This window comes from Mycobacterium parmense, from assembly GCF_010730575.1.
Classification (GTDB): Bacteria; Actinomycetota; Actinomycetes; order Mycobacteriales; family Mycobacteriaceae; genus Mycobacterium; species Mycobacterium parmense.
The window spans coordinates 1371287-1393394 of record NZ_AP022614.1 but is presented as its reverse complement, the minus strand read 5'-3'; the positions used below and the strand labels follow the sequence as shown (position 1 = coordinate 1393394).

The window sequence follows — 22108 nt, the reverse complement described above, 5'->3', positions numbered from 1 at the left end:
CGGCTTGGACGCCCACGATCCCCGCTATCGGTTTATGCGCAGAGCAAGGAAGTACTCGTACATTCGGTCGCGGTCGACGGTGAAGCCGATCGCTTTTTTGACGCCGTCAGTATCGTATTCCAACCAGCGCTCGGTGCGCTGACGCTCAAATTCGGTCCAGGACCCCACGGTGAATCTCTCGAGGAATGTATCCGGTTGTCCGGCACTGTGATACAGCCGCCAACTGTGTCCACCGGTTCGCAGCCGTGACTGCCTCACCGCCGTCATCGCCTTGATGAAGTCATGAAGGTTCTCGGCTGGAACTTGGTAGCGGACGGTTACCAACACCGGGCCATCGTCGGGACACGGTTCGAACACAAGCGTCGGTGAGGGCCAGGCAGTGGAGATGTCGACGCTCAGCGTCCCGGTGCACGGCCGCAACGGAAGGACGGCGACGCTGAGCGCAACAGCCCCCAGCACCACCGCGGAGCCAAGCAACGCGACGTCGAGTCCCGCCCGCGTCGCGATGGCACCCCAGACGTAGGAGCCGATTGCCTGAGCTCCCGTCGCGGCCAGCAGGTAGGCCGACAACCCACGGGCACGCACCCACCGCGGCAACGAGAGTTGCGCCGCGGCGTTCAACGTCGTCAACGTGATCAGCCACGACATCCCCGACAACACCAAGATCGGCACCGCCGCAGCGAATGGCAGCCAGGCCATCGCCAGCGGCGCAAAACCGTACACAGCGGCAGACCCCGTGAGCAACACGTTGTCGGACACCCTCCGATGCAACGCTGCGGCAAACACGACGGAGAGGACGGCACCAAAACCGATAGCCGCCAGCGCGACACCATAGCCGCTGGCCCCCAGGTGCCAACGGCGGGCGGCAGCCACGGGCAGCAGTGCCAGCACGGCCGACGCCGGAAACAGGAAGAGGACTGCGCGCAAAAGGATCCGGCGAAAGATGGGACTGTTATTGACATAGAGCAGTCCCGTGAGGATGGCGTGGCCGAATGGCTCTCGCTCGATCGCCGTGAATTGCTTGGGTCGTTTCCATGAAACCAGGGCGACAATCACTCCCGCAAACGACACTGCGTTGATCGCGAACGCCGCCGCCGGTCCGGATAATGCGACCACAACACCGCCGATTGCCGGCCCGATCGCTCGGGCGGCATTTCCCGCGACGCTGCCCAAAGTCGAGGCAGCCGGTATCTGCTCACGCGGGACAACCTCGGGCTGGATCGCCTGCCAGGCCGGACCCGTCAGTGCCGCCGAGCAACCGATGGCCACGGTAAACCACAACAACGAGGTCGGGCTGAGCCGGCCGAGGTATGTCAGCGCGGCCAGAGCCAGCGCCACCAGCACCGCATATGACTGAAGAACAATCAGCAACCGCCGCCGGTCGAACAGGTCGGCGAGCACGCCGGCGAATAAAGCCAAAATCAGCGTCGGCCCAAGGGTCGCCGTCTGGACCAGTGCCACGATGACATCGCTGCTGTGCTTTTCCACCAGAAACCATTGCGCCGCTACCGTTTGCATCCACGTGCCGATATTGGAGGCCAACTGCGCGATAAACAGGGCGCGGTACACGGGGCTGCGTAACGGCGCCCAGGCTGATCGCTGCCCGGCGTCGCCACGCTCCTGACCCAGACTCATCGATGAACCGATGATCGGTAGGCCATCCGTCCGGCCGGGGCGCCACAACGAAGCCGACCGACGCCCTCCGTTGCCGCAACGAACCGAAATGGCCGGGCAGGCATCACAGGACAAGGGCGTTCACTGTCTGGTCCGCGGGCGGGGCCTTCCGCGCCGGGATCAAAAAGGCCGAACCCGTTCGCCCGACCGCGCATCACGGGTACTCGCCTACGCAAAGCCCTTGTCTCCCGATGGTTTACCGAAGCCCGCTCATGGCCGATTGCGGCGAGGGCCGGCCACGCAAGGAAGCGGCGCAGCAGCTGACTCACGACTCATCAGCCGTCGCGCGGGCGGAGCAGAGCGGCCGAGTCGTGTGGCACCCGTCCGCTGGGGCTTGGCGCCGTCTGATCCACCGGGCGGCATTCCGACGGGGCGAGAGCGGGATCCTGGCAGGCACAGCCCGTACCGCTCGATGGCGCCGATGGGACGACGGCCGCAGTCATCGCGATTCCCTCCTTCCTCGCTGACGGCATCGGCCACAGCTGCTGCCCCGGCATGCCACTGGCACGTCACACCTTCTGGATTATGCCCGCGCGGGTGCATCGAAGATATCCGCGAGCGGTCTTTGGGCGAGCAAGGTGGGTTCGCGGCTGTTGGCGGTTCGCGACAGTGCTGATAGCAGCGCTCTCACAGGCATTCGTTATCGAAGTGTGCCTGGTTGCAACAATTGCATAGGTGTAGCGTTAGTTTTAACGGTAGAAACACTGCCGTAATAATTGCGTTTGCGGAGAGGAGAAGCTGATGAATACGCACATCAAGGCGGCACTGGCGACGTTCGGCGGTGCGGCGGCCCTGGTCTGGGCGGTCGGCTTCGGGCCGGTGGGTGTCAACACGGACGGGAGCACGCCGTCTCCGGCGACGCACTCGTCGCCCAGCGTCCTCACAACTACACCCGGTTCCGGCGTGACCCACGCAACCCTCACCGGCTGCATTTCCGGCGAGAACTGCTGAGTCCCGAGCGGCGCACCGCGCCGCCGAAACGATGGCCCGTTCCGTGCAGGAACGGGCCATCGGCATTTCGGTCGAAACGTCGTCCCGCCGGAGTTTGCGCGCCGCCGCCACGGGGTACGAAGACGTGGACTGCGAGCGGGAAGTGGGGTGTGCGATGAGGCACGGGACCAGGGTTACGGTCGCGACCTTCGGCGGTGCGGCCATGCTCGTGTTGGCCGTCGGGTGTGGCGGCGGCAGCAAGGGGCCCAGCAGCACCACGACGCCCACCACCACGACTCCGCCGTCCAGCGTGGCGCCCGCGACGACGCCCGGCGGCGGCGGCCCGGGCGGCGCGAACGGTGGCGGCGGTCCGGGCGGTGGCGGCGGAAGCGTCCCGGGCGGGCCCACCGGAGGGGGCGGACCCGGCGGTGGCGGCGGCAGCGTTCCCGGCGGGCCCACCGGAGGCGGCGGACCCGGTGGCGGCGGCGGCAGCATTCCCGGCGTCGGCGGTGGCGGCGGCGGCCCAGGTGGCGGCGGCGGATGCGTCGGCAACCTGTGCGGCGGGTACTGAGCCCGCACCCGCCCGCGCGGCACAAGACTTGCTCCCTAGAGCCGGTGGGGCCGGGATCACCCGGCCCCACCGGCTGAAAACCTGCCGCCCGTCGCCCGCCCTGGGGCGGTGCGCCTCATTCGAGTTATGGTTCTGGCGCAACTCGAATGCAAGGGGACTTCAATGTCGAAGCTCAGGTTCGGATACTTCATCGCGCCGTTCCACCGCGCAGGAACCAACCCCACACTGGCACTGCAGCGTGATCTCCAATTCGTCGAACACCTCGACGCCCTCGGCTTCGACGAGGTCTGGCTCGGCGAGCACCATTCTGCGGGCAGCGAGATCATCAGCTCCCCGGAGGTGTTCATCGCCGCGGCCGCGGAACGTGCCAAGCGGATCAGGTTCGGCACCGGCGTCATATCGCTCGCCTACCACAACCCCCTATGGGTGGCCGACCGGCTGATGCTGCTGGACCACCTCACGCACGGCCGTGTCATCGGCGGCTTCGGCCCCGGCTCGCTGCCCACCGACTCGGCAATGATCGGTCTGAATCCGACTGACACGCGCGAACTTCTGGAGACCAACCTCGACATCGTCGTCCGGCTTCTGGCCGGCGAAACCGTGACGGCCAAGACGCCGACCCACGAACTCGTCGACGCGCGCCTGCAGCTCGCCCCCTACTCCGACGGCGGCATCCCGCTCGCCGTGGCCGCAGTGGCCTCCCCGACCGGGGCCCGGCTCGCCGGCAAGCACGGCATCGGGCTGCTTTCCATCGGGGCGACGCTGACCGTCGAGGGGTTCAACGCGCTCTCCTACCACTGGGACATCGTCGAGGAGCGCGCCGCGGCGTTCGGCAGCCGGGTCGACCGCAACAACTGGAGCCTGGTCGGGCTCTTCCACCTCGCCGAGACCGAGAAGCAGGCCCGCGAGGAGGTGAAGTTCGGCATCGAGCCGTGGTTCCGGTACTTCCAGAAGGTGGCCGCCTTCCCCCAGATGACCATGCCCGGCGAACAGCTCGACGAGATGATCGACGTCATCAACGACAACGGTGCCGGCGTCATCGGCACGCCGGAGCGGGCCCGGGCCCAGGTGCAGCGGCTGTGGGACCAGTCCGGCGGCTTCGGCTGCATGCTGCAGATGGGCCACGAGTGGGCCAATCCCGCGGCGACCAGACGCTCGGCCGAGCTGTTCGCCGCCGAGGTGATGCCGCACTTCCAGGGTCAGGCGCAGCCGACGATCGACGCCGCCGCGCGCGCCGAACATATGCGAGAAGACCTGGCCCGCACCCAATTACAGGCCGTCGAGCACATGACCAAGAAGTACCAGGACGAGGTCGCATCGAAGTAGCGCTCGATAGCGCTCGGCCTCAGATGCCGAACCACCGCGCGAGGACACCGCGCAGTGCGCTCAATTCCCCTTCCGCCGGCGTGGCCGCCGACGTCGCCCACGCGACGTAGCCGTCGGGACGCACCAGCACGGCCGTGCCCGCGACCGCGCCCACCGGGCGCCCCGCCGCGACGGTGATCTGGTCGGCGACGTCGGCGACCGCTGCCGACACGGCGCCCCCGCCGGTGAGGTCGACGAGCAGCGGGCGCCCGGTCCGTGCGAGCTCCGCGACCCGGCGCGTCTGGCCGTCGGCGGTCACCGCGAAGTCGGGTACCCAATACCCCACCAGCGGATGTGCGTCCGGGTCGGTGGTGTAACGGTTTTCGGCGCCCGAAATGAGATCGCTGAGGCGGCGGACGACACCGGGGTCGGTGGCCAGTTCGCAGAACAGCTCCCGCAGCGCCGTCACCTCGGGCCCGGGGCGGACGAGCGCCAGTTGCGCCCGGCTGTGCATGATGACCCGCTCGGCGGCGCGCCGGCGCTCGGTCTCGTAGGTGGCGAGCAGGGCTGGTTCGACGCGTCCGCTGACGACGGCGGCCAGCTTCCAGCCGAGGTTCGCCGCATCCTGCAGCCCGAGGTTCAGCCCGGGCCCGCCCATCGGCGAGTGGACATGCGCGGCGTCCCCGACGAGGATCACCCGGCCCTCCTGGTAGCGCGACGCGATCCGCGAGTTGATGCCGGAAAACCGGCGCAGGTCCAGCGTTTCGTCCGCCCCCTGCGCGGGTCGCAGCGGCACATCCGCGCCGATGACGCGTTTCACGGCTGCTTCCAGCTCCGCCAGGCTCATCGGCGAGTCGGCGCCGTCATCGGCGAGCGGCTCCTCGCGCGCCGATCGGTCCATTTCGAAGGCGATCACGGCGGCGCGGTCGCCGAGCGCGCCGTACGCGAAAACACCGTTCTCGGCCCGACGGAACTGCAGTGGCGGCACGCGTCCGAACCCGGGTATGTCCAGGCCGCCGCTGACCGGATCGACCCACTCGTGCGGGGGCAGCACGTCGAATCCCATCCGCACGGTCATGTCGTAGGACGACATGCCCGGAAAACCGATGCCGGCCAGCTTGCGGGTCATGCTGGTCCCGCCGTCGGCGCCGACGAAGTACCGGGCCGCCAGATCGTAGGGGCCGTCGGGTCCGCTGACGTGCACCGTGACGCCGTCGTCGTCCTGGTCGAACCCGGTGAGCGCGTGACCCCATCGGATGTCGGCACCGTGGGCGCGGGCCCGCGCCGCGAGCACCTCGACGAGTCGGGGCTGCTGCACGGGCAGCAGAAACACCTGGGCGTCCGGCGCCAGCGCCAGATCCAGCGGGAAGGCCGCGAACATCGCGCGCGGATTGAGCGCAGGCGGATCGTCCGTGCCCGCGAGCGTGCTGTAGAGGCCGCGATGGTCAAGTATCCGAACCCCTTGGCCGATAACGCCGTTCGCCCGCCGCAGCGGGTTGGGTCCCGGCATCGGTTCCAGCACGACCGGCCGGACGCCGGCCAATCCGAGCTCGCCGGCCAGCATCAGCCCGTTCGGGCCAGCGCCCGCGATGACGACGTCGATCACTTCGTCCAGCGTAGGTATCGCGCGACGGACCCGCCATCGCCAGGTTGTCAGAGCGTGGTCGTCGCCCGGCGGGCGACCGTCATCCGCCCGTTTCGCGCTCGGCCGCCCGCACCAACCGGTCCGCGAAGAACCGGACCGCCCCGCCCATGACGCCCCGCATCAGCGGGCCGGTGCCGCGGACGCGCTCGACGAAGGAGCCGGTCCAGCGAATGTCGGTGCCGCCCGCGGCGTTTGGTGTGAACACGACCTCGGCCGAGTAGTCCTTGACCGGGGTCGCGGGCCCGACCATCTTGTAGGCGTGTCGGCGGTCCTGCTCGTATTCGACGGTTTCCTCCTGGACCAGCACCGGCCACATCCCGACCTTGCGGATGGCGCCGACACCGCCCGGCGCTGGGTCACCCTGGCGCGCCCAGCTCGACTGCACGACGATCGGCTTAGCCCACCGCGACCAGCTGGCGCCGTCGGCCACGAGCCGGAACAGCGTCGCGGCGGGCGCGGAGCTGGTGCGGGTGACTTCGAAGGAGAATTTGCGGCCCGACATCCCTACTCCCGATCAGTCAAACGCCCATAGCGTTGCTGGCGGTACCCTACCGCAGCGCGCCCGCGCCGCTGCACCCCGTTCGTCAGCCCGGAACGCGACGGCGACCGCGGGATCCGGCCCGTCCACTGCTCAGGGTTGCTCGCCCCCGGTGGCTTCCAGGTAGCGCGCCCAATGCCGATAACCGGTGATGTCGGCGGCCGATCCGGCCGCGTGGTCGGCGGCCACCACCGCGACGACGCTGCGACCGTCGTCGAGTTCCACGCCGGCCAGCCCAAGCTGCGCGGGCAGACCCGACAGCAGGCGACTCAGGGCGACTTCGGAGACGCGGAACAGTTCGCCCTGGATCTCGCGCCCGGCTCCGGCCGCCGCCCGGACCACCCCGGCGGTTGGGGTCGTCCCGGCCACGGCGAGCAGGCGGTACGCGCTCGCGGTGCTGACCGGCCCGAGATAGCGGGCGCCGAGCCCGTCGAGTTGCCCGTGCATGGGGTGGCCGCGCATGTGCGCGCCGAACACGGCCAGATCGCAGCCGATTGCCGCGACCGCCCCGGACGGCGTACCGCCGATGCGCGCGGCGATGTCGACGGCGACCTGGTCGCCGAATGCGGGGACGACGACCATCGCCCCGAACGGGGCCCCGCCGGTCGTCGGCTCGCCGGGGAAGGCCACCGCGGCCATGTCGAGCAGGTTGCAGAAGTTGGTGTACGCCCCCATCCGCCGGACCACGGTGTGGGGATCGGCCCGTACGTCGGCCAACGAGGGGTGCTCGGTGGTCGTTGGCAGCAGCAACCCGTCGAACCCGGCCAGGAGCTTCCCGGCGCCGGCCCGCGCCAGCGCCAGCGCGTTCAGGTCCGCCGCGAACGCCGCGCCGCTCACCGAGCGGGCCGAGGTGATGATTTGTGCCACAACGGGATCCGCACCCGCCGGATGACTGTCGAGAAACGCGCCGACCGCGGCGTATCTCTCGGCAACGAAGGCGCCGTCATACAACAGGAGGGCGGCATCGAGCAGCAGCGAGATGTCGACCGCCTCGACGCGCATGCCGGCTCGGGTGGCATGGGTGACGGTCCGCGTGAAGGCATCTGCGTAGGCGGGGCTGAGCGCGGACAGGTTGGCGTCCTCGGGGATCGCCAGCCGTGGCACGCCGGGCGCCGCGAACCGGACGTCGGACGGCCACGCGCGGCTGCGGGGGTCGCGCGAATCGGGGCCGGCCATCACCGCGACCGCGGCGGCGGCACGCGCGACGTCCGCCGCGAGCACGGAGACCGCGTCGAAGCTGGGGCAGGCCGGCACGACGCCATGGGTGGGGATGATCCCGAGGGTCGGCTTGATGCCGGCGATCCCGTTGAGCGCGGCGGGGACGCGCACGGACCCCGCGGTGTCGGTGCCGACGCCGATGTCGGCGATGCCCAGCGCGACGGCCACGGCCGGACCCGAACTGGAACCCCCGGCCACCAGCTGCGGATAGCGCGAATTCCGCACGGCGCCATAGGGACTGCGGGTGCCGGCCAATCCGGTGGCGAACTGGTCGAGGTTGGCTTTGCCGAGCACGACGGCGCCCGCCGCGCAGAGCCGCTGCACGGCGACCGCCGTGGTTGCGGGGAGGTAGGCGAACTCCGGGCAGGCCGCGGTGGTGGGTAGGCCCGCGACGTCGATGTTGTCCTTGACGGCAACCAGCATTCCCGCCAGCGGCAACGGTTCTCCCGCGGCCAGTCGCCGCTCGACCGCGGCGGCGTCGGCGAAAACGTCGGTCTGTTGTCTCAGCGTGATCCAGATCTCGGGCCGGTCGGCTTCGGCGATCGTCCGGTAGGCGGCCGCGACCCGGGCCGTGGGGGAGCGTGCTGCGTCAGTGACCATGCGGTGTCGAACCGTCAAAGCACATGCGGCGCAATGAGAACCGCCGCGCTTGACACGGCGAACCCCACCAGGAAGGCGATCACGGTGAAGCCCATCACCTGGCGGACGTTGAGCTTGGCGATGGCGAGCACGGGCAACAGCCAGAACGGCTGGATCATGTTGGCGACGGCCTCGCCGTCGGCGACCGACATCGAGATCAACCCGAGGTACTTCGGCGAGTGTTGCCCGATCGCCAGCGCCGAGTCGACCGCGATCGGCCCCTGAACCGCCCAATGCCCCCCGCCGGAGGGAACGAACAGCGAGATCAGGACCGAGCCGACGAACGTCAGGAAGGGCAGGGTGTACTCGTCGGCGCCGCGCACCAGCGCTTCGGCGAGCACGGTCTGCAGCGCCTTGCCCGAGTGGGTGGGCAGGTATCCGAGGAGCCCCACGATCCCCCCGTACAGGGGGTATTGCAGCAACAACGGGCCCGACACCCGGGCCGCGTTCGAGAACGCGGTGATGAAGCGGATCGGCGTGCGGTGCAGCAATGCGCTGGTGATGGTGAACAGCATGATCATCGAGGAGATGTTGAGCGCGAAGCCGCTCAGCACGAAATACGTGATGCCCGCGGCGAAGACCAGCACGTTGAGGATCCACAGGTTCTCCAGCCACTCGGCCGGCGTCCGCTTACCGGAGAGTGGGGCCGGCTCGGGTTCCTCGTCGAAGACCGCCGGGTCCGGTTCGAGGGCCTCCCGGGGCGCCATCCGCCAGATCGCGACGGAGAGCAGCAACACCACGACGAGCACGGCGACCCAGTTGTAGGGCTGGAAGATCGTCAACGTCAGCGGCACGGTTGTTCCGGTGATCTTGTGGATCACGTTGATCGGGCTGGTGGTGTCGGTGTTGGCCAGGGCGATCGACGACGACAGGCCCTGCGTCCAGACGATGTAGCCCATGAACCCGGTCGCGATGAGGTATCCGAAATGCGCACCCGCAAGCCGCTTCGCCACCTGGCGCGCGACCAGGGCGCCCGCGACCAGGCCGAGTCCCCAGTTCAGCAGGGAGAGGGCGGCGCTCACGCCGAAGCACAGCAGGGCGCCCTGCACCTGGTTGGTGGGTCTGCTCGCGACGGCCACGATGGCTCGTTTGACGATGGGCGCCTCGGCGAGTGTGTAGCCCGTCACCAGGATCAGCACCATCTGGAACGCGAAGGTGAAGATGTTCTGCGAGCCCCAAACCCCGCCGTACCAAGCCTTCAGAACGCCGGTGGGTGTCGCGCCGTGTACGAGGAGGGCCACCAGCGCGACGACGATCAGGGTGAGGATGACCGCGAACAGATACGGGTCGGGCATGAGGCGTTCGACGTATCGGACACACAGTCCGGTGAACCGCTGGGTGAGGCCGTGTCGTTCGTCCTGGCGGTCTGACGTCGTGGTCATCGGTTTCCTTGGTCTCTGCGGTCTCTGCGGTCTCTGCGGTCTCTGCGCGGGCGTTGCGTTCTGGTCGGCTCGTCGAAACCCAACTCCTGACAGGTTGCCAACAGGTGAAATCGGCGGCACCCGACGGCGATGACAACCAACATTGCCGGCCGGCGAGCCGGCAGGGGGACACCGAGGCGGGCCCAGCCCGGGGGTTCACCGGCTCGCGCACAACTAGACTGGGACCCATGGAAAACGGTTCCCGGCCGCACTCCGTGGCGCCGAAAGGCCTGCTGCGGATAGAGGATTGCCTGGACGCCGACGGTCGCATCGAGGCGCCCCCCGGCACCACGCTGATCTCCCTCATCGAGCGCAACATCGCCAATGTCGGCGACCAGGTCGCCTACCGCTACCTCGACCACGCCCGGTCCGAAGGAGACGCCTCCGAGGTGACCTGGGCGCAGCTGGGCGTGCGGCTGCAGGCCATCGCGGCGCGCGTGCAGCAGTTCGCCGGCGACGGTGATCGGGTGGCGATCCTCGCGCCGCAGGGCATCGATTACGTCGCCGGGTTCTACGCGGCGGTCAAGGCGGGAGCCATCGCGGTGCCGTTGTTCGCGCCCGAACTGCCCGGCCACGCCGAGCGTCTCGACACGGCCCTGCGCGACTCCGAACCCGTCGCCGTGCTCACCACCGCCGCGGCCAGGGACGCGGTCGAGGGCTTCCTGGCCGGCCTCGACCAACTGCGGCGGCCGCACGTCCTGGTGATCGACGAGATACCCGACTCCGCGGGCGAGACGTTCGTGCCCGTCGAGCTGGCCGTCGACCGCGTTTCTCACCTGCAGTACACCTCCGGCTCGACGCGACCCCCGGTGGGCGTGGAGATCACCCACCGCGCGGTGGGCACCAATTTGGTCCAGATGATCCTCTCGATCGACCTGTTGGACCGCAACACCCACGGCGTGAGCTGGTTGCCCCTCTACCACGACATGGGCCTGTCGATGATCGGCTTCCCCGCGGTGTACGGCGGGCACTCGACCCTGATGTCACCGGCCGCGTTCGTGCGCCGGCCACTGCGGTGGATCAAGGCGCTGTCCGCCGGCTCGCGCGAAGGCCGCGCAGTGACGGCCGCACCGAATTTCGCCTACGAGTGGACCGCGCAGCGGGGACTGCCCGGCCCCGACGACGACATCGACCTCAGCAACGTGGTGATGATCATCGGGTCCGAGCCGGTCAGCGTCGACGCGATGAGGATGTTCAACAAGGCGTTCTCCCCGTACGGCTTGCCGCGCACGGCATTCAAGCCGTCCTACGGCATCGCGGAGGCGACCCTGTTCGTCGCGACCACCGACCACGACACCGAGGCGCCGGTGGTGTATCTCGACCGCGAGCGACTGGGCGCCGGTCACGCCGTGCGGGTCGCGGCGGATTCGCCCAATGCGGTGGTCCAGGTGTCCTGCGGCCGGGTGGCGCGCAGCCTGTGGGCGGTCGTCGTGGACCCCGAAACCGCGGCCGAACTGCCAGACGGTGAGGTCGGCGAAATCTGGCTGCAGGGCAACAACGTGGGCGCGGGCTACTGGCGCCTGCCCGAGCAGACGCGCGAGGCCTTCGGCGCGACGCTGAAGGCCCGGCTGGGGCAGAGCAGCCGCGCCGAGGGCTCGACCCCCGGCGGCACCTGGCTGCGCACCGGGGACCTGGGCTTCTATCTCGACGGCGAGATCTTCGTGACGGGCCGCATCGTGGACCTCATCACCGTCGACGGCCGCAACCACTATCCGCAGGACATCGAGGCCACGGTCGCGGAGGCGTCACCGCTCGTGCGGCGCGGATATGTCACGGCCTTCGCGGTGCCAGCCGGTGATTCGGGCCCGGACGCGTCGCGCCAACGGCTCGTGGTCATCGCCGAGCGGGCGGCGGGCACCAGCCGCGCGGACCCGGAGCCGGCGATCGAGGCGGTCCGGGCGGCGGTTTCGGACCGCCACGGGATTGCGGTCTCCGACATGCGTTTCCTGCCGGCCGGCGCCATCCCGCGCACCACCAGCGGCAAACTGGCCCGCCGGGCCTGCCGGGAGCAGTACCTTGACGGCAGCCTCGGACCGCCGAGCGTGGACCCTTCCCAGGCCCGCAGGCGCTGATTCGACCGCAGGCCCCGCTTTCGGCGGGCGGCGCAGCGCTGCCCGCGTGGCATCCTGGCCGTGTGGGTTTGCTCATCCGGTTGGCCGAACTCCTGATCCTGTTGCTGCCGCTGGCGGGCGCGGCCATCGCCGCGTTTCGGGCATTCACCACGTACAGGCGCCGGGCCGGGGAGCCGCGGGCCGTCTTCGAGGCACCGACCCCCGACACCGTCGGCGCCGGAAGCACCGGGGGCACCGGCAACAGCCAAGCCGCCCAGTGGCGGTCGCTGCGCCGCGTCCTCGAGGAGCACAGCCGGACCGACGCGCGGTGGCTCGACTACGAACTCGACGTCGCCAAGCTCCTCGACTTCCCGCTCATGACCGACATGCGCGATCCGCTCACGACGGCGTTCCACAGCGCCAAACTGCGCGCGGACTTCCTCCGCCCCGCCAAGGCCGAGGAACTGTTCGACGACAGGGAAGCCGCCGCGCAGTACATGGCCGCCGTGGAGCGCTACGTGACCGCGTTCAACGCCGCCGAGTCGGAAGCCAAGCGCAGACGCCGCCACGACTTCTCGCGGGCGGACCAACAGCGAATCACGCGCGCTCAGAACCTGTTCCGCATGGCATCCGATCCCGCCGCGGCGCCGCAGGAGCGCCAGAACGCCTACGACCGGGCGCGCCGGGAACTCGACGGGCTGGTCGTGCTGCCGGCGCGCACGCAGGCCGGCCTCGAGCGCGGTATCTCCGGCGAGATAGAGGGATGACCGAACCACCGGTCCCGTGGCGCCCGACTCGTGACTTTGGGCTCTTACCGGCCGCTACCCGCCACCGGCATCATGACTGCAACCGGCCACGAAGGAGCCCGCCATGATCGACTACGACCTCGACAAAGAACATTCCCTCCTGGAGTTGCGGCCGAAGGCCCCGCTCGACAAAGACGATTTCGTCGAACTCGCGAAGTCGGTCGACCCCCAGATCGAAGCCCACGGCGACCTCGCCGGCGTCATCGTCAACGCGCCGTCGTTCCCGGGCTGGGACAGCTTCGGGTCATTCGTCACCCACATGCGTTTCGTTCGGGATCACCACAAGCATGTCAAGAAGCTCGCACTGGTCACCGACTCACACATCGGGGACGTGGCAGAGCATCTGGGATCGCACTTCGTCTCGGCAGACGTTCGCCATTTCCCGGCGAATCAGCTCGAGCAAGCGCGACAGTGGGTCACCGGCGATTAGCCTCACCAACAGGTGTACCCGCCATCGATCACCACGTCGGAGCCCGTCATGTAGCTCGAGGCGTCGCTGGCCAGGTACACATAGAGGCCGTTGAGTTCGTCGGCGCGACCCATCCGCCCGAGCGGGATCCTGGGCTCCCACTGGCGGTGATACTCGGCCAGCGGCTCGACGAGTTCGGTGCGGATGTAGCCCGGGCTGACGCTGTTGACCCGGATGTTGTGCGGGGCCAATTCCACCGCCATGGCCTTGGTCAGGTGGATCACCGCCGCTTTGGACGCGCAGTAGTGGCCCACCTGCTGCGGGGTGTTGATGATGTGGCCCGACATCGACGCGGTGGTGATGATGACACCGCCCGCGCCCTGCCGGACCATGGCCCGGGCGGCCGCCTGTGCTGTGAAAAAGACCCCCGCCACGTTGGTGTCCTGGATGCGCTGGAACTCCTCGGGCGACATGTCGAGCACGGGGCTCACGCTGACGATGCCGGCGTTGCACACCGCGATGTCGAGCCCGCCGAGCTCGGCGACCACCCGGTCGAAGAGTTCGTTGACCTGGTCCGGTTGCGTCACGTCGCAACACACCGGCACCACCCGGCCCCCGCCACCGGCCGCGAGCTCGGCGGCGACCTTCTCCAGCGCGTCGAAATGCCTTGCCGCAACGACCACTTCGGCGCCGGCTTGTAAATACGCCCGGGCCACCTCGCGGCCGATGCCGCTCGACGCACCGGTCACCACGGCCCGTTTGCCGTCCAGGCCGAACAGCTTCACGACGTTCATCGCACATCCTCATCCGCAAGAGCCACCCGAAACCGAGAACACGTTCTAGTGTGTCCGCCATGGGCAATTTCACCAGAGCCGAAATTGAGCAGGCGGTCAACAACTACACCGAGGTGGTCGAGGGATGCAGCGCCTCGGGTGACTGGCGAGCGTTCGCCGACCTGTTCACCGACGACGTCGTCTACACCGAACACCACTACGGCGTCTTCCACGGCCGGGAGGCGGTGCGCGACTGGATCGTCGCGGTGATGGCCCCGTTCCCACACATGAGGTTCCCGTTCGAGTGGATCGCCTTCGACGAGGACAACGACGCCGTCGTGCTGATGATCAAGAACCTGCTGGATCATCCGACCGATCCGCAGGGGGAGCCGTTCTGGTTTCCGAACTGGACCAGGCTGGTCTATGCGGGCGACGGAGTGTTCTCCAGCGAGGAGGACATCTACAACCCCAACCGTGACGCGCCGCGCGTGGTGGGCGCCTGGCTGCAGGCCGGTGGTCAGCTGGCCTCCGACGACATCCTGCAGCCCAACCCCTGAGCGCCGCGCTCCCCAGAAGCCCGACCTGCCCCCGACCGGCTTCGTCGGCCTTGGCAGACTGTGCTCATGGCACAGATAACCCTGCGTGGAAATGCGATCAACACCGTCGGTGAGCTGCCTGCCGTCGGCTCCCCGGCCCCGGACTTCACTCTGACCGGCGGCGACCTGAAGCCGCTGAGCGGTGCGCAGTTCCGCGGAAAGCCCGTGGTGCTCAACATCTTTCCGTCCGTGGACACACCGGTCTGCGCGACGAGCGTGCGGACCTTCAACGAGCGCGCCGCCGCCGGGGGCGCCACCGTGGTCTGCGTCTCGAAGGACCTGCCGTTTGCGTTCGCCCGTTTCTGCGGGGCGGAGGGCATCGAGAACGTGAAGACGGGCTCGGCTTTCCGTGACAGCTTCGGCGAGGACTACGGCGTGACCATCACCGACGGTCCGATGGCGGGGCTGCTCGCCCGGGCGATCGTCGTGATCGGCGCCGACGGCAACGTCGCCTACACGGAGCTGGTGCCCGAGATCGCCCAAGAGCCCGACTACGACGCGGCGCTGGCGGCGGCGGGCTGACGCGGACCGGGCCGCCGATGAGGCGGCTCGGTCTTGCCCACATCTGGTCGGTACCCGCGCGGGCGTCGGCTCACGAGCCGCGCGGGTCGACCAGCTCGCGGAAGCCCTCCGCGGGGTGGACCGATGCACCCAGGGCGGCGACGCGATCGGCCAGCACCTTGTCGGATGTCACCACCCGAATCTCGCAGGGCCGGGCGTCGGCCTGAACTCGCCGGACGATCTCGTCGTCGGCGGAGTTCGCGGCCGCCCGGGGCGCGTGGGCGACCTCGACCCGCGACGACGTCAGGGCGGTGGACGGCGGCCGCTCGAACACCACGGTCACCGCGTCCCCGTGCCCCGCGGCCCACCGGTCCAGGCTTTCCACCAGCGCCGCCATCGCGCGATTGCGGTCCTTCCACCAGCCATCCGGCCGGCTCCCGATCACGTTCATGCCGTCGACGATCCAGCGCACGGGCTCAGCGTCGGCGATCATCGACAACCCGGCCGTCGAGAAGTTTGTCGTTCTGCAAGGGCTCGCGTGGTTGTACGGTCACCGGTATCAGTCTTCCCGCTGACCTGCCGCACCTTCAACGAGGGGAATCGCCGATGACGTCGATAGCCGACACCGACAGCCGGGTCGTTGCGCTGGCCCGCGGCATGCGGGACCTGGTGCAGGCCGAAGCCGGCGAATGCGAGCGGGCGCGCACGCTCACCGCGCCGATCGTCGACGAGATGTGGGCGAGCGGGCTGATGTCGGCCTTCAACCCTGTCGCGGCCGGCGGTGTCGAACCGTCGTTCACCGAGATGATCGAGACCTGGATCGAAATGGCGTGGCAGGATGGCTCATTCGGGTGGATCGGTATCGCGAACCTGCCGTCGTCCTTCGCCGCCGCGGCGTATCTGCCCGACGAGGGTTTCGCCGAGGTGTTCGCCGCGCACGACAACCGGGTCACCATGGGCGGCCAGTTCTTCCCCAACGGACAGGGACACGCCGGCGACGGCGGTTACCTGGTGAGTGGGTCGTGGAGCTTCGGCTCGGGCATCGGTCACTCCGAATACGTCGCGGCCGGGTTCCTGCCGATGGACGACGGCGAGATGCGCTGGATCACCGAGGGCTTTCCCGAGATGCGTGTGGCCGTGGTGCCGCGCGACCAGATCAGCTTCAACGACGGCTGGCATGTCCAGGGCCTCAAGGGAACCGGGTCCTACGACTACAGCGCCGAGCAGGTGTTCGTCCCGGAGAGCCGAACCTTCGAACTGTTCGTGCGCGAGCCGCACCGGGGAGCGTCGCCGGCGACCCGCATGGGGCTGATGCCCGTCACCGCCGCCGGCCACGCCTCGTGGGCGCTGGGCGTGGCCAAGAGCATGCTCGACGACGTCCAGGACCTGGCGGCCACCAAGTTCCGGATGAGCGACATGGCCTCGCTGGCCAGCCGCCCCACCTTTCAGAAGGGACTGGCGCATCATCGCGCGGCCTGGCGGGCCGCGCGGCTGCTGGTGCTCGACGCCTTCACCACCGCCGAGTCCGCCGTCGCCGCGGGGGAGGAGCTGACACCGGCCCTGCGCGCCGACATGCGGGTCGCCGCCGTCTACGCCACCGACACCGCGCGGGCCTGTGCCGAGTGGGCGCATCTGGTCGCCGGAACCAGCGCGATACGGGAGGGCAGCCGCCTCGAGCGCGCCTTCCGCGACATCTACACCGGAACCCAGCACGCCTTCATCAGCGAGAAGGTCGCCATCGACGCCGCCCAGATCTGGCTGGGCATCATCGAAGACCAGCCCGGGCTGTAAGCCGCTCCGACTGAATGAGTTCCGCCGCCTAGAGGAGGCGTTCGGCCGGCTGCCCGTCGCCGGGATCGTCACCCTCGGTGTCGTCCTCGCCCGGTGCGACCGACGACGTGAGGCCGGGCCCGGCGGCCGCGCCCGAGCCCAACGAGCCCAACGAGCTCAGCGGGGCGGTCCCGGCGCTCAGCGCCGTCGAGGCGGCGCCGGCGGCTGCCGGCACCACGGAAGGGTTGGTCACCGGATTGGCCGCCGCGACCCCGTCGATGAGGTTGGCTAGCAGCGGCGTGCGGGGAGCCGATCCGCCCGCCCCGGGTAGCGTGCCCGCGCGCATCAGTCCCGCGCCTGAGCCGCCCGCGAACGAGGGGCCGAAGAATTGAGCGCCGCCCGCCGTCAGGCTCCCTGCCGCCTCGCCGTCGACCTGTGAGTACCTTCTCGCGATCTCCATCAGGGCCATGCCCGTGCGGGACAGTTCCTCCTGAGCCGCGGCGTTGAGGGCCAGAAGCACCTCGGCGTCAGCCGTGAACGCCGCTGCCGCCTGCATCGAGACCTCTTCGGCCCCGGCGGGCGCCAACGCGGTCAGCGAGGGCAGCGCCGCGGAAGCGGAGCCCAGCCCGCGGCCGGCCGCGTCGACCAAACGTGAACCAATGGCGGCGGCGCCCGGATTGATCGACATCGATTCCATGTGCGGACTGCTCCTGTGACGCGGTGGGCCTTCGACCAATTCTAAGGGCCGCCGGGGACGCCCGGCGCAGTTCTCGGGCGCGCTACGGACGCGGTGCGGCTGGGGTCGGTGTCGGCGGCATCGGGCTCGAGCCGGGACCCATCATGCGTCCCGGCATCCAATCGGGACCCATCATGCCGCCGCCTGTCATCGGACCCCCGTCCATCATCGGGCAGGTGCCCGGTCGGCCGCCCGGGCCGTGCTGACCCGCACCGGGCCACCCGTCCGGATCGCCGTAGCCGCCGCGGCTCGCGCCCAGCACCGCTCCGGTGAAGAAGACCACCGCGGCGACGAACACGACACCGGCGACGATGACCACGACAGCCACGGCCTGGCCCAGCCGGCTGGGCAGCACGTCGCGCGCGACACTGGATTCGATCGGTTCCGTCATGTCTGAAAATGATGTCGTGCGCACGTCCCCGAGGGTAGGGACCATCGACCTCTAAACCTCGCCGTAATGCCCGTCGGCGACGTGTCGCGTTGACGACGTTGATCCGCCCCGCTTGCCGCCGCGGCACCTGCGGCAGGACCTTCGCGGGCGCTTACCCACGGGCATGGTCGTGCGCAACGGTAACGCGCGAGCTGCGCGACCGCCGTGGGGAGCTGTCCATGTCCGTCATCGAATATCCCTCGCGCGCAAGGTAACTGGCGTCGACACGGAGGTAGCGCCCGTTTCTTAGCGGACGGCCTTGTCGGACAGCGTCTTTCGGCCCGACGGCGTCAGCGACGGTTCGGGCCGCAGGTCTCGCGGTCCGGGTGCCGCAGGCGCGGATTCCAGATATTCGGTGACGGCCTCGGGTGCGATCAACCCGAACCGAACCTGTAGATCGATCGGGTTCAGCCCGAAATGCCTGGCGGCCCTGATCAGGTTGTCGGCGGTGATCAGCCGGCCCTCCCGGGCCGCCTTGTAGTACGCCGACTTGCGGTAACCGAATGCCTCGTAGACTTCGGTGGCGGCAAGCGATCTGCCTACAAGGTAGGGCAGAACCACCGCTGGGTCCTTGTCGCGGTCGTCCATAGCCGTGAACAGTAACCCAATCGGGTGGACAAAGCGCGTCGAGAACGGACCTGGATCCGCATTCGCGGACCATTCACAGTGTCACCCAAGGCCGCTCCCAAGGGCGCTCCCGAAGCCGACCCACCGACCCGCGTAATCGCCGCTGGCCTACCATCAGTCCATGCGCGGCTCGAAGATCCTGATCACCGGTCCGACCGGTCAAATCGCCACTCCCATCGCCCTCGCCCTCGCGGCCGACAACGAGGTGTGGGGCATCGCGCGATTCACGAACGCGACCGCCCGGGAAGGGTTGGAGCGGGCCGGGATCCGCTGCCGGACCGTCAATCTCGCCGCCGGCGACTTCAGCGGCCTGCCCACCGATTTCGACTACGTCCTCAACCTTGCCGTGGCCAAGAGCGGCCACTGGGACAAGGACCTGGGCGCCAACGCGGAGGCGGTCGGCCTGCTCATGGCGCACTGCCGCGCCGCGAAGGCCTTCCTGCACTGCTCGTCTGCCGCCGTCTACGACCCGCCCGACGACGAACCGCGGACCGAACACGCCGCCCTCGGCGACAACCACAAGCCCCTGTTTCCCACCTACTCCATCTCCAAGATCGCGGGCGAGGTCGTTGCGCGGTCGATGGCGCGGGTGCTCGGGTTGCCCACCATCATCGCGCGGCTCAACGTCCCGTACGGCGATAATGGCGGGTGGCCGTTCTACCACATGGAGATGATGCTGGCGGGCATCCCGATCCCCGTGCCACCCGGCGGTCCCGCCCGTTACAACCCGATCCACGAGGACGACATCATCGCAACCATCCCCAGGCTGCTGGACGCGGCGTCGGTGCCGGCGACCACGGTCAACTGGTGCGGCGATCAGACGGTCAGCATCCAGGAGTGGTGCGAGTACCTCGGTTCGCTGATCGGCAGGCGGCCGGTCTTCGAGGAGAGTGAACAGGCGTTGCGCGGCAACCCGACCGACGTGACCCGGATGCACGAACTCGTCGGCGCAACGCGCGTCGACTGGCAAGACGGACTGCGCCGAATGGCGGCCGCATTCCACCCGGAGCTGGTCGGCGCCTGAGGGATCGCCGTCACCGACGGGGCCCGACGAGGCGGGCCGCCGCCTCGACCGCTGCGGCGCGGCGGCGCGCGATGACGTCGCGGTCGGTGGTCGCGGCGGCGGGATCGGGCCAATGCGCCCAGGCGAGCCCGATGCCGAACAACAGGACGAGCAGTTGCTCAGGCTCCCAGGACGAGTCGACGTGACCGTCGCGGCGAGCCTGCTCCAGGGCGGCCACGGCCTGGTCGGGCGGGGACACGCCGTCGACCTCCGGCTTGTCGAGCGGGAATCCCTCCAGCTGCGCCCAGGTGATCATCCGTAGATGTTCGGGCCGGTTCTGCGCGAGATCGAAGATGTCGCCGACGAATTCGGGGACGGCGTCGGGGCGTAGCTCGACGGCGCGGAAGAACTCCGCGCCGTCGGTGGCCACCACGTCGCGGAACAGCGTCTCCTTGTCGCCGAAGTGGGCGTACAGGCGTTCCTTGCTGGCGCTGGCGGACCGGGCGATCCGGTCGATGCGGGCGCCGGCCAATCCGTACTGCGCGAATTCGGCGCGGGCGGCGGCGAGGATCTCGCCGCGCAGCTCGGTGGTTGTTCTCACGGTCACATCATAGGCGGACGAACTGGTTCGTTTGTTAAAGTGGTGGAAAATGCCTGCCGCGAAGCCAGGAGGAGACCGTGATGGGTACGACGACAGCGCTTGACCGGACCACGATTGCGCAGATGCCACGGGGTGGCCCCGACGCGTCGTGGCTGGACCGGCGAATGCAGACCGATACGCTGGAGTACCTCGACCGCGATGACGTCGCCGACGAGGTCAAGCAGAAGGTCATCGGGATGCTGGACCGGTTCGGCACCCTGACCAACCAGCACGAGACGTGCGCGCGCGTCGCCCTGGACGTCGTCGCCGGCATCGACGAACCGCGCATCCTGGAACTCGGTGCGGGCCACGGCAAGTTGTCGGCGAAGATTCTCGCACTGCACCCGACGGCCACCGTCACCGTCAGCGACCTCGACCCGACCTCGGTGGCCAACATCGCCGCGGGCGACCTCGGCGCCCACCCGCGGGCCCGGGCCCAGGTGATCGACGCGACCGCGATCGACGCGGCCGATGACAGCTACGACCTGGTGGTCTTCGCGATGGCGTTCCACCACCTGCCGCCGGCCGTCGCCTGCCGCGCAATCGCCGAGGCCACCCGCGTCGGCAAGCGGTTCCTGATCATCGACCTCAGGCGGCAGTCGCCGTTGGCCACCTTGCTGTTCCCGGTGATGGCACTGCCGGTCAACCTCGCGCTGCTCCCGTGGTCGTGGGTGCAACCATGCCTGCACGACGGGTTCATCAGCGCGCTGCGCGCCTACAGCCCGTCGGCGCTCGAAGCCCTCGGCCGCGCCGCCGACCCGGGGATGCGGGTCGAGATGCTGCCCTCGCCGAGGCGGCTGGGACCGCCCTCGATCACCGTCGTGTTCAGCCGTGCGGACACACCAGACCATGGCTGACGGCAACCACCTCGACGCCATCATGGAGCCCAACGGGCGAGTCCGGTCGCTGCGCCGGGCACTCGACGCGGTCACCGACCGGCTCGCACCCGTCCTGGACCTGTCCCGGCCCTACATCGACGGCGTCGACAACCTACCGCCCGACGGCCGATTCCTGTTGGTGGGCAACCATACCCAGGCCGGCTCCGAGATCTTCCTGATCTCGGACGCCGTGCGGCGCACGATCGGCACCCGGGTGCGGCCACTGGCCGACCGGGGCTTCGGGCGGCTGCGGGGCCTTCCCGCCGACCTCATGGCGGCGTTCGGCGGCGTGATCGGCGAACCCGACAGCGCGCGCGAGCTCATGCGTCACGACCAGACCATCCTGGTCTTTCCCGGCGGTGGCCGCGAGATCGGCAAGTTCAAGGGCGAGGAGTACACGCTGCGCTGGGAAGGGCGCTCGGGATTCGCCCGGCTTTCCGTGGAGAACGGCTACCCGATCGTGCCCGTCGGGCTGGTCGGGGGTGACGACGTCTACCGCAGCTGGACCACCCGCGACAGCATCTACGGGAGGTTCAGCGAGGCGCTGGGCCGCAGGCTGAACGGCCGCCCGGACATGGCGATGCCGCTGCTGCGCGGAATCGGACCGACGCTCATTCCCAGGCCCCGGCGGATGTATCTGCGCTTCGGCCCGCCGATCGACACCAGCACACCGCTGGGCATCGACGCCCCGGGATGGGTCGAGGCCGTCAAGGAGCGGACGCGCCGAGAGCTGGAGACCATCCTGGCCGACCTGCAGCGCCTGCGCAGCACCGACCCGTACCGGGCGCTCAACCCGCTGGCGTGGCGCAGCGCCACCACGGCATGAACACGACGACCCGAACCGCCGCGCTTGGCGGTGTGGGCTGCGCGACTGCGCGGTCGCGATCCCAGTCGGCAAGCTGATCCGGATTCAGCACTGCGCCGAGTCGGCAGGGGACCTTGACCGC

23 protein-coding genes are annotated in these 22108 nt (G+C 69.3%); 12 read left to right on the top strand and 11 right to left on the bottom strand.

Going from position 1 to position 22108, the window contains the following annotated elements:
• Window positions 1-24: 24 nt before the first annotated feature.
• A complete protein-coding gene (locus tag G6N48_RS06365; RefSeq protein ID WP_085271158.1) occupies window positions 25-1635 on the bottom strand; it encodes an MFS transporter in 1611 nt (536 codons plus the stop codon).
• A gap of 780 nt (window positions 1636-2415) precedes the next feature.
• Here G6N48_RS06365 and G6N48_RS06360 point away from each other — a divergent pair.
• The 3 genes from G6N48_RS06360 to G6N48_RS06350 all read left to right on the top strand — a co-directional run bounded on the left by G6N48_RS06360 (window position 2416) and on the right by G6N48_RS06350 (window position 4501).
• Window positions 2416-2625: a hypothetical protein gene (locus tag G6N48_RS06360; protein ID WP_161494248.1), complete on the top strand. Its 210-nt coding sequence runs from the start codon at window positions 2416-2418 to the stop codon at window positions 2623-2625.
• Between the two features lie 154 nt (window positions 2626-2779).
• The gene (locus tag G6N48_RS27820) at window positions 2780-3175 is read left to right on the top strand and encodes a hypothetical protein (RefSeq protein WP_161494247.1); all 396 of its coding nucleotides are present in this window, start codon (window positions 2780-2782) and stop codon (window positions 3173-3175) included.
• A gap of 162 nt (window positions 3176-3337) precedes the next feature.
• Entirely contained in the window at window positions 3338-4501 is a 1164-nt protein-coding gene (locus tag G6N48_RS06350; protein ID WP_085271206.1) for an LLM class flavin-dependent oxidoreductase, read from the top strand.
• A gap of 19 nt (window positions 4502-4520) precedes the next feature.
• On the opposite strand, the gene G6N48_RS06345 is transcribed toward G6N48_RS06350, so the two are convergent.
• The 4 genes from G6N48_RS06345 to G6N48_RS06330 form a co-directional block, all read right to left on the bottom strand.
• Window positions 4521-6086, bottom strand: a complete 1566-nt coding sequence (locus G6N48_RS06345; RefSeq protein WP_085271157.1) for an FAD-dependent monooxygenase — start codon at window positions 6084-6086, stop codon at window positions 4521-4523.
• Window positions 6087-6165: 79 nt separating this feature from the next.
• Window positions 6166-6627 carry an SRPBCC family protein gene (locus tag G6N48_RS06340; RefSeq protein WP_085271156.1) on the bottom strand — a complete coding sequence of 154 codons (462 nt, stop codon included), beginning with the start codon at window positions 6625-6627 and terminating at the stop codon, window positions 6166-6168.
• 129 nt (window positions 6628-6756) lie between these two features.
• Window positions 6757-8481, bottom strand: a complete 1725-nt coding sequence (gene atzF, locus G6N48_RS06335; protein ID WP_085271155.1) for an allophanate hydrolase — start codon at window positions 8479-8481, stop codon at window positions 6757-6759.
• Window positions 8482-8495: 14 nt separating this feature from the next.
• The gene (locus tag G6N48_RS06330; RefSeq protein WP_085271154.1) at window positions 8496-9902 is read right to left on the bottom strand and encodes a TIGR00366 family protein; all 1407 of its coding nucleotides are present in this window, start codon (window positions 9900-9902) and stop codon (window positions 8496-8498) included.
• 227 nt (window positions 9903-10129) lie between these two features.
• Here G6N48_RS06330 and G6N48_RS06325 point away from each other — a divergent pair, with 227 nt between their 5' ends.
• From G6N48_RS06325 to G6N48_RS06315, 3 genes are all read left to right on the top strand, one after another.
• The gene (locus G6N48_RS06325; RefSeq protein ID WP_085271153.1) at window positions 10130-12013 is read left to right on the top strand and encodes a fatty acyl-AMP ligase; all 1884 of its coding nucleotides are present in this window, start codon (window positions 10130-10132) and stop codon (window positions 12011-12013) included.
• Between the two features lie 62 nt (window positions 12014-12075).
• Entirely contained in the window at window positions 12076-12759 is a 684-nt protein-coding gene (locus G6N48_RS06320; protein ID WP_085271152.1) for a hypothetical protein, read from the top strand.
• A gap of 103 nt (window positions 12760-12862) precedes the next feature.
• Window positions 12863-13228, top strand: coding sequence for a SpoIIAA family protein (locus G6N48_RS06315; protein WP_085271151.1), 366 nt, complete (start codon window positions 12863-12865; stop codon window positions 13226-13228).
• A 2-nt stretch (window positions 13229-13230) separates the two neighbouring features.
• On the opposite strand, the gene G6N48_RS06310 is transcribed toward G6N48_RS06315, so the two are convergent.
• Window positions 13231-14001, bottom strand: a complete 771-nt coding sequence (locus tag G6N48_RS06310) for an SDR family oxidoreductase (protein ID WP_085271150.1) — start codon at window positions 13999-14001, stop codon at window positions 13231-13233.
• Window positions 14002-14060: 59 nt separating this feature from the next.
• Here G6N48_RS06310 and G6N48_RS06305 point away from each other — a divergent pair, with 59 nt between their 5' ends.
• Both G6N48_RS06305 and tpx read left to right on the top strand, forming a co-directional pair.
• Window positions 14061-14537: a nuclear transport factor 2 family protein gene (locus G6N48_RS06305; RefSeq protein WP_085271149.1), complete on the top strand. Its 477-nt coding sequence runs from the start codon at window positions 14061-14063 to the stop codon at window positions 14535-14537.
• A 66-nt stretch (window positions 14538-14603) separates the two neighbouring features.
• Window positions 14604-15098, top strand: coding sequence for a thiol peroxidase (tpx, locus tag G6N48_RS06300; protein ID WP_085271148.1), 495 nt, complete (start codon window positions 14604-14606; stop codon window positions 15096-15098).
• A gap of 70 nt (window positions 15099-15168) precedes the next feature.
• On the opposite strand, the gene G6N48_RS06295 is transcribed toward tpx, so the two are convergent.
• Complete coding sequence (locus G6N48_RS06295) at window positions 15169-15549, bottom strand: NYN domain-containing protein (protein ID WP_085271205.1); 381 nt, start codon at window positions 15547-15549, stop codon at window positions 15169-15171.
• Between the two features lie 134 nt (window positions 15550-15683).
• Here G6N48_RS06295 and G6N48_RS06290 point away from each other — a divergent pair, with 134 nt between their 5' ends.
• On the top strand, window positions 15684-16868 hold the full coding sequence (locus G6N48_RS06290; RefSeq protein ID WP_085271147.1) for an acyl-CoA dehydrogenase family protein: 1185 nt from the start codon (window positions 15684-15686) through the stop codon (window positions 16866-16868).
• Between the two features lie 28 nt (window positions 16869-16896).
• Here the strand turns inward: G6N48_RS06290 and G6N48_RS06285 are convergent, their stop codons facing one another.
• From G6N48_RS06285 to G6N48_RS06275, 3 genes are all read right to left on the bottom strand, one after another.
• Window positions 16897-17544 carry a PE family protein gene (locus tag G6N48_RS06285; RefSeq protein ID WP_085271146.1) on the bottom strand — a complete coding sequence of 216 codons (648 nt, stop codon included), beginning with the start codon at window positions 17542-17544 and terminating at the stop codon, window positions 16897-16899.
• Window positions 17545-17626: 82 nt separating this feature from the next.
• A complete protein-coding gene (locus G6N48_RS06280) occupies window positions 17627-17974 on the bottom strand; it encodes a hypothetical protein (RefSeq protein WP_085271145.1) in 348 nt (115 codons plus the stop codon).
• A 285-nt stretch (window positions 17975-18259) separates the two neighbouring features.
• Entirely contained in the window at window positions 18260-18601 is a 342-nt protein-coding gene (locus G6N48_RS06275; RefSeq protein WP_085271144.1) for a hypothetical protein, read from the bottom strand.
• A 160-nt stretch (window positions 18602-18761) separates the two neighbouring features.
• Between G6N48_RS06275 and G6N48_RS06270 the strand changes: the two genes are divergently transcribed.
• On the top strand, window positions 18762-19664 hold the full coding sequence (locus G6N48_RS06270) for an NAD-dependent epimerase/dehydratase family protein (protein ID WP_085271143.1): 903 nt from the start codon (window positions 18762-18764) through the stop codon (window positions 19662-19664).
• Window positions 19665-19674: 10 nt separating this feature from the next.
• Here the strand turns inward: G6N48_RS06270 and G6N48_RS06265 are convergent, their stop codons facing one another.
• A complete protein-coding gene (locus G6N48_RS06265) occupies window positions 19675-20244 on the bottom strand; it encodes a TetR family transcriptional regulator (protein ID WP_085271204.1) in 570 nt (189 codons plus the stop codon).
• An 80-nt stretch (window positions 20245-20324) separates the two neighbouring features.
• Here G6N48_RS06265 and G6N48_RS06260 point away from each other — a divergent pair, with 80 nt between their 5' ends.
• Window positions 20325-21140, top strand: coding sequence for a class I SAM-dependent methyltransferase (locus tag G6N48_RS06260; protein ID WP_085271142.1), 816 nt, complete (start codon window positions 20325-20327; stop codon window positions 21138-21140).
• Complete coding sequence (locus tag G6N48_RS06255) at window positions 21133-21987, top strand: lysophospholipid acyltransferase family protein (RefSeq protein WP_085271141.1); 855 nt, start codon at window positions 21133-21135, stop codon at window positions 21985-21987. The genes G6N48_RS06260 and G6N48_RS06255 overlap by 8 nt, the downstream gene beginning before the upstream one ends.
• Window positions 21988-22108: the final 121 nt, after the last annotated feature.